This is a genomic window from Palleronia abyssalis (assembly GCF_900302445.1).
Taxonomy (GTDB): Bacteria; Pseudomonadota; Alphaproteobacteria; order Rhodobacterales; family Rhodobacteraceae; genus Palleronia; species Palleronia abyssalis.
Genome location: NZ_ONZF01000008.1, coordinates 94,255 through 110,604 on the forward strand (window position 1 = coordinate 94,255; position 16,350 = coordinate 110,604).

The 16,350-nt window shown below is 63.5% G+C and carries 16 protein-coding genes; 8 read left to right on the plus strand and 8 right to left on the minus strand.

Translation table 11 applies throughout. The annotated features are described in order from the left end of the window. Positions 1-42: 42 nt before the first annotated feature. On the minus strand, positions 43-249 hold the full coding sequence (locus tag PAA8504_RS15560) for a cold-shock protein (RefSeq protein WP_108895116.1): 207 nt from the start codon (positions 247-249) through the stop codon (positions 43-45). 165 nt (positions 250-414) lie between these two features. Here PAA8504_RS15560 and PAA8504_RS15565 point away from each other — a divergent pair, with 165 nt between their 5' ends. Beyond that, the gene (locus PAA8504_RS15565) at positions 415-738 is read left to right on the plus strand and encodes an ArsC/Spx/MgsR family protein (protein WP_108895117.1); all 324 of its coding nucleotides are present in this window, start codon (positions 415-417) and stop codon (positions 736-738) included. On the opposite strand, the gene thrS is transcribed toward PAA8504_RS15565, so the two are convergent. After that, positions 731-2,677, minus strand: coding sequence for a threonine--tRNA ligase (gene thrS, locus PAA8504_RS15570; protein WP_108895118.1), 1,947 nt, complete (start codon positions 2,675-2,677; stop codon positions 731-733). The two genes, PAA8504_RS15565 and thrS, sit on opposite strands and share 8 nt — an antisense overlap. Positions 2,678-2,839: 162 nt before the next feature. Between thrS and PAA8504_RS15575 the strand changes: the two genes are divergently transcribed. The 3 genes from PAA8504_RS15575 to PAA8504_RS15585 are packed head-to-tail and all read left to right on the plus strand — an operon-like array spanning position 2,840 to position 5,807. Next, positions 2,840-4,114: an MFS transporter gene (locus PAA8504_RS15575; RefSeq protein WP_245897661.1), complete on the plus strand. Its 1,275-nt coding sequence runs from the start codon at positions 2,840-2,842 to the stop codon at positions 4,112-4,114. 2 nt (positions 4,115-4,116) lie between these two features. Further along, positions 4,117-4,851: an alpha/beta hydrolase gene (locus tag PAA8504_RS15580; protein WP_108895119.1), complete on the plus strand. Its 735-nt coding sequence runs from the start codon at positions 4,117-4,119 to the stop codon at positions 4,849-4,851. Then, positions 4,842-5,807 carry an alpha/beta hydrolase gene (locus PAA8504_RS15585; RefSeq protein WP_108895120.1) on the plus strand — a complete coding sequence of 322 codons (966 nt, stop codon included), beginning with the start codon at positions 4,842-4,844 and terminating at the stop codon, positions 5,805-5,807. The genes PAA8504_RS15580 and PAA8504_RS15585 overlap by 10 nt, the downstream gene beginning before the upstream one ends. Before the next feature lie 49 nt (positions 5,808-5,856). Here the strand turns inward: PAA8504_RS15585 and phaZ are convergent, their stop codons facing one another. Beyond that, positions 5,857-7,170: a polyhydroxyalkanoate depolymerase gene (phaZ, locus tag PAA8504_RS15590; protein ID WP_108895121.1), complete on the minus strand. Its 1,314-nt coding sequence runs from the start codon at positions 7,168-7,170 to the stop codon at positions 5,857-5,859. Positions 7,171-7,311: 141 nt separating this feature from the next. Here phaZ and phaC point away from each other — a divergent pair, with 141 nt between their 5' ends. The 3 genes from phaC (at position 7,312) to phaR (ending at position 10,525) form a co-directional block, all read left to right on the plus strand. Continuing rightward, positions 7,312-9,108, plus strand: coding sequence for a class I poly(R)-hydroxyalkanoic acid synthase (phaC, locus tag PAA8504_RS15595; protein ID WP_108895122.1), 1,797 nt, complete (start codon positions 7,312-7,314; stop codon positions 9,106-9,108). 283 nt (positions 9,109-9,391) lie between these two features. Then, complete coding sequence (locus PAA8504_RS15600) at positions 9,392-9,844, plus strand: phasin family protein (RefSeq protein WP_108895123.1); 453 nt, start codon at positions 9,392-9,394, stop codon at positions 9,842-9,844. A 138-nt stretch (positions 9,845-9,982) separates the two neighbouring features. Continuing rightward, positions 9,983-10,525 (plus strand): polyhydroxyalkanoate synthesis repressor PhaR, encoded by a 543-nt coding sequence (gene phaR, locus PAA8504_RS15605; protein ID WP_108895124.1) that lies wholly within the window; start codon positions 9,983-9,985, stop codon positions 10,523-10,525. Here phaR and PAA8504_RS15610 read toward each other — a convergent pair. The 5 genes from PAA8504_RS15610 to PAA8504_RS15630 form a co-directional block, all read right to left on the minus strand. Further along, positions 10,522-11,760, minus strand: a complete 1,239-nt coding sequence (locus tag PAA8504_RS15610; protein WP_108895125.1) for a multidrug effflux MFS transporter — start codon at positions 11,758-11,760, stop codon at positions 10,522-10,524. The two genes, phaR and PAA8504_RS15610, sit on opposite strands and share 4 nt — an antisense overlap. Before the next feature lie 95 nt (positions 11,761-11,855). Then, complete coding sequence (locus PAA8504_RS15615; RefSeq protein ID WP_108895126.1) at positions 11,856-13,211, minus strand: glutamine synthetase family protein; 1,356 nt, start codon at positions 13,209-13,211, stop codon at positions 11,856-11,858. Continuing rightward, complete coding sequence (locus tag PAA8504_RS15620) at positions 13,208-13,849, minus strand: type 1 glutamine amidotransferase (RefSeq protein ID WP_245897664.1); 642 nt, start codon at positions 13,847-13,849, stop codon at positions 13,208-13,210. The genes PAA8504_RS15615 and PAA8504_RS15620 overlap by 4 nt, the downstream gene beginning before the upstream one ends. Before the next feature lie 33 nt (positions 13,850-13,882). Next, complete coding sequence (locus PAA8504_RS15625; RefSeq protein ID WP_108895128.1) at positions 13,883-14,422, minus strand: adenine phosphoribosyltransferase; 540 nt, start codon at positions 14,420-14,422, stop codon at positions 13,883-13,885. 195 nt (positions 14,423-14,617) lie between these two features. Next, positions 14,618-15,484: an S-methyl-5'-thioadenosine phosphorylase gene (locus PAA8504_RS15630; protein WP_108895129.1), complete on the minus strand. Its 867-nt coding sequence runs from the start codon at positions 15,482-15,484 to the stop codon at positions 14,618-14,620. 184 nt (positions 15,485-15,668) lie between these two features. On the opposite strand from PAA8504_RS15630, the gene PAA8504_RS15635 reads away from it, so the two are divergent. Continuing rightward, on the plus strand, positions 15,669-16,346 hold the full coding sequence (locus PAA8504_RS15635; RefSeq protein ID WP_108895130.1) for a spermidine synthase: 678 nt from the start codon (positions 15,669-15,671) through the stop codon (positions 16,344-16,346). Positions 16,347-16,350 lie beyond the last annotated feature (4 nt).

The window sequence follows — 16,350 nt, forward strand, 5'->3', positions numbered from 1 at the left end:
CTTTCGGGGGCGGGCCATGTCGTCGGAACCGGAAGGCCGGACTTAGAGGGGCTGAAGCTCGCCCGCGGATTCGCGGCCGTCACGACCCGAGATCAACTCGTAGCTGATCTTCTGGTTGTCGGCGAGGCCGGTCAGACCTGCCCGTTCAACGGCAGAGATGTGGACGAACACATCCTTTCCGCCGCCATCGGGTGCGATGAAGCCATAGCCTTTGGTGGTGTTGAACCATTTCACGGTGCCAGTCGGCATACCTTATCTCCTATACGTGCCGCGGAGGGCGGCGTCGGTTGCAGCCAGTGTCTTCCAAGTCAGGCTACTCTCAGGAGTGGTCGCCGTAGAAAGATTGGCGCTTCGAATCTGAGGGCAATATGCCGTGTTTTGCAAGCAAAGTGTTGATGACGGAACGATGACGCGATGAAACTGTATGGCCTTAAGACATGCGATACGTGCCGCAAGGCTTTGACTAATCTCAAGAACCTGGGCTTCGATGTCGAATTCGTCGACATCCGCGCTGACCCTTTGCCGCAGGCCGATCTGGAGCGTTTCGCTGAAGCTTTCGGCGATGATCTGCTCAATCGACGGTCAACGACATGGCGAGGCCTGTCGGAGGATCAGAGGCAGATGCCGCCTGTCCAGCTTGTGGCAACTTACCCGGCGGTGATGAAGCGCCCCGTAATCGAACGGGGCGACCAGCTTTACCTAGGCTGGTCTTCCCAAGTTCAGGCGCGGATCACTTAAGGTCCGGGGGCGTCGCTTCGGCGGCCAGCTTGGCGACGGCCTCGTCCAGCGTCAGCGTGGATTGGTGCTTTTCGCCCAAGCGGCGCATGGAAACGCTGCGATCCTCGACCTCGCGCGCCCCGATGGCGAGGATCGCGGGCACCTTGCCCAGCGAATGCTCGCGGACCTTGTAGTTGATCTTCTCGTTCCGGGTATCGACCTCGACACGCAGACCTGCCTTGCGCAGCGCGACTGCCACCTCGTGGGCATAGTCGTCCGCGTCCGACACGATTGTCGCCACAACCACCTGCCGCGGGGCAAGCCACAGGGGCAGGCGACCGGCGCTGTCTTCGATCAGGATGCCGATGAACCGCTCGAAACTGCCCAACACCGCGCGGTGCAGCATGTAGGGGCGATGCTTCGCGCCGTCCTGGCCGATATATGTCGCGTCCAGACGCTCGGGCAGGTTGGGATCGACCTGAAGGGTGCCGCACTGCCAGTCCCGCCCGATCGCGTCGGTCAGGACGAATTCGAGCTTCGGTCCATAAAACGCGCCCTCGCCCGGGTTCAGCTCGAACGCATATCCCGCCGCCTCGCAGGCGTTTCGCAAAGCGGCCTCGACCCGGTCCCAGCTTTCGTCCGAACCGATCCGTTGCTCGGGCCGGTCCGAGAACTTGATCCGCCACGAGGTGAACCCGAGATCGGCATAAATCGCCGCCAGCATCTCGATGAAGCGGCGGGTCTCGTCCTCGATCTGCTCCTCGGTGCAGAAGATATGCGCGTCGTCCTGGGTGAAGCCGCGCACCCGCATGATCCCGTGCAGCGCGCCCGACGGCTCGTAGCGGTTGCATGACCCGAACTCGGCCATGCGTAGGGGCAAATCGCGATAGGATTTGAGGCCCTGGTTGTACACTTGGACGTGGCAGGGGCAGTTCATGGGTTTCAGGGCGTTCACCGCTTTTTCGCGGGCGTGCTCCTCGTCGACTTCGACGATGAACATGTGATCCTGATACTTGTCCCAGTGGCCCGACGCCTCCCACAGCTTTCGATCGACGACCTGCGGCGTGTTCACCTCGACATAGCCATGCGCGCGCTGGCGGCGGCGCATATAGTCCTGAAGCGCGACGTAGATGTTCCATCCGTTCGGGTGCCAGAAGACTTGGCCCGGCGCCTCTTCCTGCATATGGAACAGGTCCATCTCGCGCCCGAGGCGGCGGTGGTCGCGCTTGGCGGCCTCCTCCAGCATGGTCAGATGGGCATCGAGCTCCTTCTTTGACTTGAAGGCCACGCCATAGATGCGCTGAAGCATGGCGCGCGAGCTATCGCCACGCCAATAGGCGCCGGCGAGCGACATCAGCTTGAAGGCATCCTGCGGGACCTGCCCGGTGTGCTGAAGGTGCGGACCCCGGCAGAGGTCCTGCCAGTCGCCGTGCCAGTACATGCGCAGCGGCTCGTCGCCGGGAATGGCCTCGATCAGCTCGACCTTGTAGGGTTCGCCCTGGTCCTCGTAATGGGCGACGGCGCGCGGACGATCCCAGACCTCCGTGCGAACTTCATCCTTCAGGGCAATGATTTCCTTCATCTTCTTCTCGATCAGGCCGAGGTCTTCGGGGGTGAAGGGCTCGGCCCGGTCGAAATCGTAGTACCAGCCGTTCTGGATCACCGGGCCAATCGTGACTTTCACGTCTGGCCAGATCTCCTGCACAGCGCGGGCCATGATATGGGCCAGGTCGTGGCGGATCAGCTCATAGGCCGCCGCGTCGTCGTCCATGGTGTGGATCGCGATGGCGCTGTCCTGCTCGATCGGCCATTGAAGGTCCCAATGCCGACCGTCGATGGACGCGGAAATTGCCTTTTTCGACAGTGACTTCGAGATCGAAGCTGCCACATCGGCGGCGGTCACGCCGGCGTCGAACTGGCGTGCATTGCCGTCGGGAAATGTAAGGGAGATTTGGGCCATGCTCGGGCCTCCTCGTCGGTTTGGCGCCCACGGAACGCCCGGTTGCAAGTATGTGGCGTCCAGATGGACGGCGCCGCGGCACCTGTCAAGTCGAAGCGGTACTTGCTCGGCTAGGCTGTGGGGCCCTGCGGCCTATGTCCGACTCGGGCAGCGGAGGGCGCGATGGGCAGGACCGGTTTCGAAGAAACGGTGTTTGAGGCGCTGACGGACGACACGTCCGCGCCGGCCGGTCTGACGCCAGAGGCGCAGGGGGCCGAAGCGGGGTCGTTCCTGCGCCATGTCGCGTCCCTGTCGATGACCAAACTGGCCGACGGCCTTTTATCCCCCAAGCTGGTGCTGTCCTGGCTTCTGACGCATCTGGGGGCCGGGTCGATCCTGGTCGGTCTTCTGGTCCCAATTCGGGAGAGCCTTGCGCTTCTGCCGCAGCTTTTCACCGCGCCGCGACTTCAGGCCATGGCGCGACGGAAATGGGCCTGGGCCATCGGGTCGGCCGTCCAGGGGGGCGCATGCGCGGGCATCGTCGCAGTCGCGCTGACGCTCCAGGGAAACGCGGCCGGCGTGGCCATCTGCGCCCTTCTGGCGGTTCTGGCGCTTGCACGCTCGATCTGTTCGGTCACGTACAAGGACGTCCTGGGCAAGACCGTGGGGGCCGCGCGGCGGGGATCGGCGACCGGTTTCGCAGCCAGCTTCGCAAGTTTCGGCGTCATCGTGTTTGCCGCGATCCTCGTGCTGTGGAACGAAACGCGACTGGGACTGGTGCTGGGCGCACTGGCTGTTGCGGCGGGCCTCTGGCTGGGTGCGGCGCTGGTCTTCGCCGGCCTGCGAGAGGCGCCTGAACCGGGCAGAAACGAAGGAACGCCATGGGGACAGCTGCGCCTTCTGCGTCAGGATCGCGGTCTGGCGCGGTTCATCGTGGTGCGTGGGCTTTTGACATCGACCGCGCTGGCGCCGCCCTACCTGATTTTGCTCGGCCCCGAAGACGGCGCGTTCTCACGCTTGGGCGCACTGCTGCTGGCCAGCGCGGCGGCGTCGTTCCTGTCGTCCTATGTATGGGGGAGGTTCGCGGACCGCTCTTCCCGCCGGGTTCTTGCGGCCTCGGGCGGCATTGGCGCCGTCGCGCTGGCAGGGGCGCCGATCCTGGTGGGCGCGGGGTTTGCCGGAACATGGTGGGGTTTGCCGTCGGTGTTGTTCCTGCTGATGATCGCCTATCACGGGGTGCGACAGGGGCGGTCGACCTATCTTGTGGACATGGCGCCCGAGGACCGACGCTCGGCCTATACGGCGGTGTCGAACACGGTCATCGGTGTCGTGCTGATGGGATCGGGCGTGTTCGGGGCTGTGGCCTCGATGGCGGGGGCAAGCGTCACGCTGTGGCTATTCGCAATGATGTCGGGCGCGGCCGCGTGGGTTGCGCTGGGACTGAAGGAAGTGGAGTGAGAATGCAGGTGCTGGATACGGAGCAGGGGCGCCGGATTGCCTATCATCGGACCGAAGGGGCGTGGCCGTGGATCGTTTTCCTGGGCGGGTTCAAATCGGACATGGGGGGCACCAAGGCGGTTCACCTCGAAGACTGGGCGCAGAAGCGGGGGCAGGCGTTCCTGAGGTTCGACTATTCGGGGCACGGGGAAAGCTCGGGCACGTTCGAGGACGGGTCCATCGGGGATTGGGCCGAAGACGCGGTGGCGGCAATCAAGGCGCTGACCGAAGGACCCGTCGTGTTGGTCGGATCCAGCATGGGGGGATGGATCTCCTTGCTCGTCGCACAGCGTGTCGAACGGGTCGCCGGGATGGTGGGGATCGCGGCGGCGCCCGATTTCACCGAGGATTCGATGTGGGCCGGGTTCGACGCGGCTCAGCGCGAGGCCCTTGCGCGAGAAGGTCGGGTTGCGCTGCCATCGGAATATGGGGAACCCTACGTGATCACGAAGCGCCTGATCGAGGAGGGGCGCGGTTCGCTTGTTCTGCGCACGCCGGTCGCGCCGTTCGGGCCGGTGAGGCTTCTGCAGGGGACCGAGGATGCCGACGTGACGCGCGAGACGGCCTTGCGATTGCTGGACCATCTGGACGGGGATGTTCGGCTGACCCTGGTGAAAGGGGCGGACCACCGGTTTTCGACGCCGGCTTGCCTTACGATGATCGAGAACGCCATCGACGAGGTGATCGAATGCGCCTGACCTTGGCGGTCGTAATGGCAGTGGTCGGCCTTTCTGCGTTGTTTTTGGCCATCGTGCCGGGCGCGCGAATGGGCGACCTGCCGGACCTCGCGGGGATCGACCTGGGGGCCGATCTTTCGACCTGGCTGAACGCGCGCGAGTCGTTCGACGACATCGTTGACGGGGCAGAGGCGCGGGTGGAATGGGCCGGGGACGAAGGGACCCCGACGCAATGGGGGATCGTGTACCTGCACGGCTTCTCCGGCACCTCCGAGGAGATCCGGCCGGTGCCTGAAAGGGTGGCCGAAGCGCTGGGCGCGAACGTGTTCTACACCCGGTTCACGGGGCACGGACGGGATGGGGCGGACATGGCGCTGGCCTCGGCCGAGGCCTGGGCGCGTGACACGTCCGAGGCGGTCGCGGTCGGACAGCGGATCGCGTCGCGGGTCCTGGTGATCGGAACCTCGACCGGTGGAACGATGGCCGCCATTGCTGCGGCCGATCGGGCGACGGCCGACGCGGTGGATGCGGTGGTGATGATCTCGCCCAATTTCGGACCGCAAAACCCGATGACGCCCCTACTGACCTGGCCCGCGGCCTCGGTGCCGTTGATCGCAGGAGAGACGCGGGGCTTCGATCCCGAGAACGAGCTTCACGCCCGATACTGGACGGAGGCCTATCCGACGATTGCGACGATCCCGATGCAGGCTGCCGTGGATCGGGCGAAGCAGGCGGAACTGGAGAATATCGTCGCGCCTGCGTTGTTCATCTATTCGCCAGACGACAAGGTGGTCCGTCCCGCCGCGACCAAAAACGCGATAGATGCATGGGGCGGGCCTGTCGAAGTCATGACCGTCGCAGCCGGGGAGGGGGTCGATCCGTCGAACCACGTTCTGGCCGGCGACATCCTGAGCCCGACCATGACCGACCCCGTGGTCCAGCGTATCCTGACATGGGTTCGTTCGCTGCCGGAATGAGGGGCAACTTCGTCGCCCATTGCCGCACGCCCCGCGCGGTCGGACCCTGTCAGACGGGGGTCCGGCTCTTCTCCGAAGGTTCGTCCGGCGCAGCCGCGGCCTTGCTTTTGGCGGGGCGACGAGTCGCGGGGCGGCCAGCGTTGTTGTCGATGAAGTCCAGAACCAGCGGTCGGATATTGTTCCGCCAGGAACGGCCTGCGAAAATGCCGTAGTGGCCGGCGCCCGGTTCCAGATGCGTCTTCTTCTTGTCGGCCGGCAGCGCGGTCAGCAGGTCCAGCGCGGCCAGGCACTGCCCCGGGGCCGAGATGTCGTCATTCTCGCCCTCGACGATCATTGTGGCCACGTTTTCGATCTTCGAGATGTCGACAGGCTGGCCGTCCATTGTGAACGCGTTCCGGGCGATTTCTCTCGTCTTGAAGATGCGCTCGACGGTCGAGAGGTAGAATTCGGCTGTCATGTCCATGACGGCGAGGTATTCGTCATAGAACTTGTTGTGCCGGTCGTGATCGCCGGCGTCGCCTTTCGCGACGCGCATGATCTGTTCCTGAAATGCCTTCGAATGCGTTTCGAGGTTCATCGAGATGAAGGACGAAAGCTGAAGCAAGCCTGGATAGACCATGCGTCCGGCGCCGCCATACTTGAACCCGACACGCTGGATCACCATCCGGTCAAGCTGACCCATCGTGACCCGTGCGCCGAAATCCGTGACTTCGGTCGCGGCGGCATCCGGGTCGACCGGTCCGCCGATCAGCGTCATCGAGCGTGGCTGCGACTCGGGCTCGTTCTCGGCCAACCAGCCGACGGCAGCCAAAGCCAGTGGAACGGGCTGGCAGACCGCGACGAGGTTCGTGTCCGGGCCCATCTCGCGCAGGAAGTCGACGACATAGCGGGTGTAGTCCTCGATATCGAACTTTCCGGCCGAAACCGGGATCTCTCGCGCATTGTGCCAGTCGGTGATGTAGACCTCGCAATCGGGAAGCAGCGACACCACGGTCGAGCGCAGCAAAGTCGCGTAATGGCCCGACATCGGCGCCACCAGAAGAACCTTGCGTCCAGTATCCGGGCGTCCCTGGACGCGGAACCTCAGCAGATCGCCGAAATCGCCGCTCAGGACTTTCTGAACTTGCACGACGTGGTCGCGACCGTCCTCGCCCACGACAGATGGGATGCCCCAATCGGGCTTCGCGACCATCCTGTCGAAGCTGCGTTCGGTCACGTCGCCCCAAGCTGAAATCATCTGGAACATGGGGTTCGGGGCCAGTCCGTGGGCGGGATACGAGCCGAAGGCCTGCGCCGTTGCGCCGAGCCACTGATTGGTGACTCGCATCGTCTCCATCCAGTCGTAGGAAAACATTCGATACATGAAAGGTCCTTTCAGCCGGGGCCCCGCTGTTCAACGCGCGGGATGCTCTGCTACGGTGCGCAAACGCGGAGCGTGTCGGAAAGGTCCGGCGCAACTGCAGCGAAGCGTGCTGCCGTGCAGCATATGCGTGGGGGAGGGCATATGGCAACAGATGATGAAAAGGGCGGCACCAAAGTCGCGCAGTATTCCGAGGCGATGACCCAGAATCTGGCCCGGCTGGAGACCTTGTCGGCGCGGCTGGCGACGGTCATGGGCCGCAAGCGTCACGTGCCGCCATCCTTGCAGGGACCGTCCAGCGATCTCTATGCCCGCGCCGGGGTCGCCTTCATGCGCGAGATGATGGAAAACCCCGCCAAGATCATGCAGACGCAGATCGATTACTGGGGCAAGACCCTGACCCACTATGTCGAGGCGCAGTCGAAGCTGATGCAGGGCGATTTCTCTCCCCCGACCGACGAGACCGGGCGCGATCAGCGGTTCTCGGGCGAGGTGTGGCAGCATCACCCGATGTTCAATTACCTCAAGCAGCAATACCTGATGAACGCCGAACTGGTGCGGGACGCGGTGTCCCAGATCGAGGGGCTGGACCCGAAAGACAAGCGGCGGCTGGAATATTTCAGCCAGCAGATCGTCGACATGATGAGCCCGACCAACTTCCTCGGGACCAACCCCGAAGCCTTGGCACGCGCGGTCGAGACCGAGGGGCAGAGCCTCGTCGACGGGCTGGAGAACCTCGTTCGCGACCTAGAGCGGAACGACGGGGAGCTTGTCGTGACCCTCGCCGATCCGAATGCGTTCAAGGTGGGCGAAAACCTTGCGACCACGCCCGGCAAGGTCGTCTATCGCAATCGCCTGTTCGAGCTGATCCAGTATGCGCCGATGACCGAGCAGGTCTACAAGACGCCGCTGGTGATCTTCCCGCCCTGGATCAACAAGTTCTACATCCTGGACCTGAAGGACAGGAACAGCCTGATCCGCTGGATCGTCGAGCAGGGCTTCACCCTGTTCGTCGTCAGCTGGAAAAACCCCGACGCCGAATATGCCGATGTGGGCATGGACAATTATGTCGAAGAAGGGTTCCTTGAGGCCATCGCCCAGGTCAAGGCGATCACGGGCGAACCCGAGATCAATGCCGTGGGATACTGCATTGCTGGCACGACGCTTGCCTTGACCCTTGGGCTGATGTCCAAGCGCCGCGAAAAGGGCGTGAAGTCCGCCACGTTCTTCACCGCGCTGACCGACTTTTCCGACCAGGGGGAGGTCGGGGTGTTCCTCGACGAGGATTTCGTCAGTGGAATCGAGGCCGAAGCCGGGCGCCAAGGCTATCTCGACTCGTTCTACATGAGCAGGACCTTCAGCTTCCTGCGCTCGAACGACCTGATCTATCGCCCCGCCGTACGCAGCTACATGATGGGAGAGGCCCCCCCGGCCTTCGACCTTCTGTATTGGAACGGCGATGGCACGAACCTGCCGCGCGACATGGCTGTCGAATACCTGCGCGGGCTGTGCCAGCGGAACCAGCTTGCCGAGGGCGGCTTCGAGATCCTGGGCGAGACCGTGACGCTGAAGGACGTGAAGGTCCCGCTGATGGCCGTGGCGTGCCAGACCGATCACATCGCGGCCTGGCGATCCTCGTTCCGGGGTATCCAGAAGATGGGGGCGCGGTCGAAGACATTCGTCCTTTCCGAAAGCGGGCATATTGCCGGTATCGTCAATCCGCCGTCCAAGAAGAAATATGGGCATTACACGAACGGGGACTGGAAGGGGACGCCGGACGACTGGCTGGAGGCGGCGGAGTACCACGAGGGAACCTGGTGGATGCGCTGGGGCGAGTGGCTGGGCAGCCGGTCGGGGCGCAAGGTCGAGGCGCGCGAACCGGGTGCGGATCGGAAGGCCTTGGCCGATGCACCGGGCACCTACGTCGTCGAAAAGCCGTAGTCAGCGCCCGCGGGCACAAGTCTTCGCGGGTGCAGCAATCGTTTTGGGTCGGACGATACGAAGGCGTGCGCTAACGTTAGCGTATGCGACTTGTGCGCGGCGTATTCTTTGGATTACAGCCCATATCGGGTGTTGATCGGCGGGTTCCCCAAGGGAAGTTTTCTTGCTGCAGTGCAGAATAATCCCTTGCAATGCCGCAGTGCAGCGCCATATAGGTAAGACAGCGCAAGCAAGGGGTGACGGAAAGCTCACCCGCTCAGACAACTGAAAGTGGAGAATTCCAATGGCGACCAAGACCCCCGACTACACCAAGATGATGCAAGAGATGATGTCCTCGATGCCGACCGATATGTCCGCCTATCAGGACAGCTTCAAATCCTACGCCGCCTTCGGCGAAAAGATGTCGAAAGTGGCCCTCGACGCTGCCGAGAAGTCGACCGAGATCTCGGCCCGCTGGACCAAGGAAACTCTTGCCCGCATGAACAACGCGACCGTCGTTCGTGACGAGCCCGCGGATTACGGCAAGGCGATGACCGATTTCGCCTCGGCCCAAGCCGAGATGACCGCCGAAACCATGGCCCAGTTCGCCGAGATCGCGAAGAAGGTCCAGATGGAGACGGTTGAGCTGATGATGGCCGCTGGAAAGGACGTGTCGGAAGACCTGACCAATGCCGCCAAGAAGGCCTCCGGCGATGCGACCGCCGCGGCGAAGAAGACCACCGCCGCCGCGAAGTAAGGTGACCGGAAGAACGGAATACGTCGTCTCTTCCTCCCTGGCGGCGTTATGACTGGGCGGACTTCGGTCCGCCCTTTCTTTTTGCATGAGTGGGGCCTAGGGTCAATTTCCGGAACCGCCAGACGGGAAGGACGACCGATGGCTGCAGAGCAAAAACCGCTGCTGATCAAGCGCTACGCCAGCCGTAGACTCTACAACACCGAAACCAGCGATTACGTCACCTTGGAAGATATCGCGGGCTTCATCCGCGAGGGACGCGAGGTCAAGATTGTCGACCTGAAATCCGGCGACGACCTGACGCGCCAATATCTTCTTCAGATCGTGGCCGAACACGAATCGAAGGGTCAGAGCGTCCTGCCGATCGAGGTTCTGACCGACCTTGTTCGCTCCTATACCACGCAGGCAAACTCTGTCGTGCCGCAGTTTCTCCAGATGTCGTTCGATATGCTTCGCAAGGGGCAGCAGAACATGATGGGCCCCATGGTGGCGATGCCGGGGTTCGAGGCGATGCAGAAGCAGCAGGAGGCTTTCGTCAAGGCGATGACGGGTGGGTTTTCGGGGTCGACCGGCCCCGCCGCCGAAGACCTTGAGACACACGCCCCCGAAAAAGAGGCCGAGTTGAACGACATCCGTCGCCAACTGGCCGAAATGCAGGCCGTCCTGAAAAAGATGAACGGTTAGACGTCGGGGCGGAACATCCGCCCCCGTTCGGCCACCGCGATAAGGGCCAGGGACAAGGCGGAAAGCCCCAGGAACCCTGCCAAAAGCGGAATGAGCGTCCCGTCGTAAAGATAGGCGACGAGGGCGCCGAGGATGCCGCCGACCAGCGTTTGCGCCGCGCCCAAGACAGCCGACGCGACCCCTGCGACGTGCCCCATGGGTTGCATGGCCAGTGCATTCAGGTTGGGTGGCACGAAGCCGAAGCAGCACATCGACAGGATGAACATCACCAAAAACAATGGGAAAGGCGTTGCGCCTCCGTACGCGATTGCAAGGACCAAATGCAGCCCGCCCAGCAGCATGAACGCGAGCAAGGCCCCCTGGCTCAGTCGGCGGATCCCGAACCGACCTGCCAGCCGAGAATTGGCGAAGCTCGACCCGGCCATGAACACGGCCACGAGCGAGAAGTACAGCGTGAAGCCCGCCCCCTTGCCATAGGTCACCGTGAAAATCTGTTCGGCCTGATTGATGAACGCGAAGAGGATGCCGAAGAAGGCGGCCATGGCGCCCGTGAAACAAGCGGCCTGTCGATTTGTGACGACGATCCGAAACGCTTCGGCCACGCGCTTGCCTGTAAGGGGGCGGCGGTCAGCAGGATCGAGCGTCTCGGGAAGCCGCACCACACTCCAGATCAGGGCGGCGATACCGACCAGGGCCATGGCAAGCCCCAGCCCGTGCCAGTCGCCAAATGCCAGGACCAGCGCACCGATATTTGGCGCAACAATGGGCATGATCATGAAGACCATCATCACCAGACTCATGGCGCTGGCCATTGCCGCGCCTTCGAACCGGTCTCGGATCAGGGCTGTCGCGACGACCCTCGTGGACGCCGCGCCGATGCCCTGCACCAGACGCGCACCCAGCAGGGCCCCGAATGTGGGCGACCAGATCGCCGCCAGTGCGCCGACAATGTAGATCAGCAGCCCTGCAAACAGCACGGGCCGTCGCCCGTACCGGTCGGTCAGGGGCCCATAGATGATCTGCGCGCCACCGAACCCCAGAACATAGGCCGTGATGACGAATTGCCGTTCGTTGGACCCACCGATGTCGAATGCGTCCCCGATGGTCGAAAGGGCGGGAATCACCACGTCGATCGCCGCCGCGTTCAGCGCCATGAGGAAGGCAACAAGGGCTACGAACTCGAACCGCGACAATGCGGGTCCGGCGGGCGTTTCCGATTCGGCAGCAACTGACATGACAACCCTTCCTTTAAGAAGGAGTACAATGTCGGACCGAACGGGTATGACACAATGGCATGGCACCGCATAAGTGCCATGCGTCAGGCGCATATCTAGACGTTAATAAGCAGATGCTCCCTCTCCCAGGGGGAGATTACCTGAAGGTATTCGTCGTATTCCGTGCGTTTGACCACTGAATACACCTGGGCAAATTCGGCGCTGGTCAGGGCGTGCAGGTCATGTGCGCCATCGAACAACTCCAGTGCGTCGAACAATCCACGCGGTACGCCCTGATCGTTGGTGTAGGCGTCGCCCGTGCATTCGGGCCGTGGCTCGGACCGCTGATCGAGGCCCAGAAGTCCGCAAGCCAAAGAAGCCGCGATGCCGAGATACGGATTGCAATCCATGCCGGCGATCCGGTTCTCGACCCGCCGGGCCTGCGGTTCGGCCACTGGTATACGCAACCCGGCCGTTCTGTTGTCGCGCCCCCATTCCAGGTTCACCGGCGCGGCAAAATCCTTCACGTAGCGGCGATAGCTGTTCACATATGGCGCTAGCAGCACGATGGCCGAGGGCAAGTGCGCTTGTAGCCCGCCGATAAAGTGGCGGAAGGCGTCGGATTCCGATCCGTCGGCATTCGAAAAGATGTTGGCCCCGTCCGCATCCAGAACGCTGTGGTGAATATGCATGGACGAGCCGGGCTCTTTCTCGATCGGTTTCGCCATGAAGGTCGCAAAACACCCGTGGCGCAGCGCGGCCTCGCGGATGAGGCGTTTGAAAAAGAAAACCTCGTCCGCCAGTTTCACGGGGCTGCCATGGCGCAGGTTGATCTCGAGCTGGCCGGCACCGCCTTCCTGGGTGATGCCGTCGATCTCGAACCCCTGGGCTTCGGCAAAGTCGTAGATATCGTCGATGACGGGTCCGTATTCGTCCACGGCAGACAGGCTGTAGGCCTGCCGCGCAGCCGCGGCGCGGCCGGTACGACCGATCATCGGGACGATCTCGTCGCCGGGATCGGTGTTCCGCGCGACAAGGTAGAATTCCATCTCAGGCGCCACAATCGGGGTCAGACCGCGGTCATGATAGGCCTGCACGACGCGCTTAAGGACGTTGCGCGGGGCTGCGGGGACGGGGCCGCCCTGCTGAAGCTCCATGTCGTGGATCACCTGAAGCGTGCGATCCGCCGTCCAGGGCGCCGCCGTGGCTGTGGAATAATCCGGCGTCAGGATCATGTCGGGCTCGGTCGCGTCCTCGGGGACGGGCACGGTCGCCCAGCCGCCGGTGATCGTCTGGTGAAAGATCGTGCGGGGCAGAAAGAAGCGCGACTGCCGGGCGAACTTGGTGGCGGGCATCGCCTTGCCGCGGGCGATGCCGGGCAGGTCCGAGACGATGCACTCGATCTCTTCCGGGGCGCGCCCGTCGAGGTAGAGGCGCGCGGCTTCGGGGGCATGGGACAGCCAGTCGGTCACGGAGCGTTCTCCCGGAAAAAGGCGGCAAGATGTGCGCCGGTCATGGCAGCATCGGTCGGTTCGGAAAGGTTTTCCCGCGCGTCCGACAGCACGTCGTCGGGCACGATACCTTCGCCGACGGCGGGAATCATGTCACCGATCAGGTCGTTCCTAAATTCGGGATGCGGTTGAATTGTCAGGGTTTTTCCGCAGGAAAGCCCGGCATATTTTGTGAACTCGTTGGTCATCACGGTTGCGAAGCCTTCGGGCGGGTGGATCACCTGATCCTGATGCCAGGCATTCAGATGCACCGTCTTCCCCTGCCAGTCATAGGCACGCCGCCCGACAGCCCAACCGCGGCCAAACTTGCCGACTTCGCCGCCCAGGGCTTGCGCGATGATCTGGTGTCCGAAGCAGATGCCGACCATTGGACGCGTGCCGTGGATCGCCCTGATCAGGCGTTCCAACGGGCCGATCCAATCATGATCCTCGTAGGCACCGAAGCGTGAGCCCGAGACCAGCCAACCGTCGCACAGGGTTGGATCGTCGGGCACGTCGCCCTCGAACACGCGAAAGACTTGCCACTCGAACCCGTTACCCAAGAGCTGTGCATAAAGCTGTGGATAGTTTCCGTGCCTGTCGATCAGCGAAGGTCGCATGTCGCCGCATTGAAGAAGTCCCAGGCGCACGGATCAGTCCCCTTCGAATGCGCAAAGCGCTTCGACCCGCAGGCCCAGATCCTTTAGACGCTTGCGTCCGCCAAGATCGGGCAGGTCGACGATGAAGGCGCATCCGACGATCCTGGCCCCCATCCGCTCGCAGAGTTTCACACCGGCTTCGGCGGTGCCGCCGGTGGCCAAAAGGTCGTCGACCAGCAAAACGCGTTCGCCGGCCTGAAGGGCGTCGTCGTGCACCTCCATCACCGCTTCGCCGTATTCCAGCAGGTAGGGCTGTTCCAGAGTAGCGCCCGGCAGCTTGCCCTTCTTGCGGATCGGCACGAAGCCGACGTTCAACTGGTGCGCGATCGCCCCGCCCATGATGAAGCCGCGCGCCTCAAGGGCGACGACCTTGTCGAAGCGCTGATCCGCGAACGGGTCCAGAAGCTGGTCGATGCAGATGCGAAAGCCGCGCGGGTCGGCGAACAGGGTCGTCACGTCACGGAACATGATGCCGGGTTTCGGGAAATCCGGAATCGTCCGAATGTAGTCGCGAACGGATTTCTTGGGCTGCATGGAGACTCCTTCACGGCCACGTCGGGCGTGACCTAACGCAGCCTGCCGCCCGCGCCAAGCGTCAGCGGGACAGCATCGCCTTTGGCGCGGGCGCGGGTCCGATCGCTGGCGCAGTCAGCCATAAAAAGCCACCGCAGAAGAGGAGGAGCACGAGTTTCATGCCCCAAGTCTAAGGAGGGGTTGGTTAAGCGGCGGTTAACCGTTCAGGACCCGACCCGCGACGGCGTCGAGCTTGGCGACGATGTCCGGGTCTCGCGCCTCGGGTCCGGTCATGATGGCGTATTCCAGCGCACGGTCGCATCCGTGCGGGCAGTCGGGATGCGGACCGGCCAGCGTTTCGGCAACCGCGCGAACCAGCATGCGCGCCTTCTCGGCGTTTCCACGCAAAGTCGCAATGATCTCGGTGATCTGCACCGTGTCATGATCCGGGTGCCAGCTGTCGTAGTCGGTGATCATGGCCACGGAGGCATAGCAAAGCTCGGCTTCGCGGGCGAGCTTCGCCTCGGGCATGTTGGTCATGCCGATGACGTCGCAACCCCAGACGTCGCGGTAGAGCTTCGACTCGGCCACGGTCGAGAATTGCGGCCCCTCCATCGCCAGGTAGGTGCCGCCGTCATGCAACGTGATGTCCGCCGCCGAGGCCTTCACGGCACCGCGCAGCCGTTCGCAGACGGGATGCGCGACCGAGACATGGGCCACGCAGCCGGTGCCGAAAAACGACTTCTCGCGGGCGAAGGTCCGGTCGACAAACTGGTCAACCAGCACGAAATCTCCTGGCGCCATGTCCTCGCGGAACGATCCGCAGGCCGAGATCGAGATCACGTCCGTCACCCCCAACCGTTTCAGAGCGTCGATATTCGCCCTGTAGGGAACGGTCGTGGGCGAGTGGACATGCCCCCGCCCGTGCCGCGGCAGGAACGCCATCTCGGTCTCTCCAAGCCGCCCGGTGAGGATCTTGTCCGAAGGCTGTCCCCACGGCGTTTCGATGGTTTGCCATTTGGCATCCTCGAGCCCGTCGATGTCGTAGATGCCCGATCCGCCGATGATCGCAAGTCTGCTCATGTGTGCCCCCGTGGTTTACCGAAAGTTTGCCGACTTGCGCGACCGGGCGAAAGGGGGTGCACGTGGGGATCCGGCCCTTCGGGGAGGGTATTTTCGCCAAGGGTGAATTGGCGGGCGGTTTTCAGGTGTCCGGACGGGCGGCGGTGGGATAGGCGACCGTCGTCGGGACCGAGGGGAGGTGGACATGCTGCCATGGGAATTGTTGGCGACGACGCGCGCGCCGGACGGAGACACCCTGCGCCTGTTTCGGCGGGGTGGCGAATTTTCGATCCGTCTGGGGGACGGGAACGAATTGATGAACAGCCGCCTCTCCGGCTCGGAAGAGGCGTTGGCGACGCTGACGCTTGAACGGCTGGGCCCGCGGCCAGCGCCGCGCATGCTGATCGGCGGCCTTGGGCTGGGGTTCACGCTGCGCGCGGCGCTGGCGATGGCACCGCCTGAGGGTGATCTGGTGGTGTCTGAGGTCGTGCCCGAGCTTGCCGACTGGGCGGACGCCCATATGAGCACGGTTTTCGAAGGATGCCTGTCCGATCCGCGCGTCGATTTGCGAGTGGGGGATGTCGGCGTGGAGATCAGGCAAAACGGGGCGCGCTTCGATGCGATCCTTCTGGATGTCGACAATGGGCCGGATGGCTTGACGCGGCCGGGCAACGACGTGCTTTACAGCCGTGCCGGCCTGCGCGCGGCGCGGACCGCGCTGACCCCGGGTGGTGTTCTTGGCGTGTGGTCCGCCGCACCGGACCGGGCATTCACCGAGCGGCTGTCACAGGCCGGGTTCGACGTCGAGGCGCAGACCGTGCGCGCGGGCCGCACGAAGCGTGGGGTGCGGCACACTGTCTGGATCGCGGTCCGCCCGGGCTAAGGGG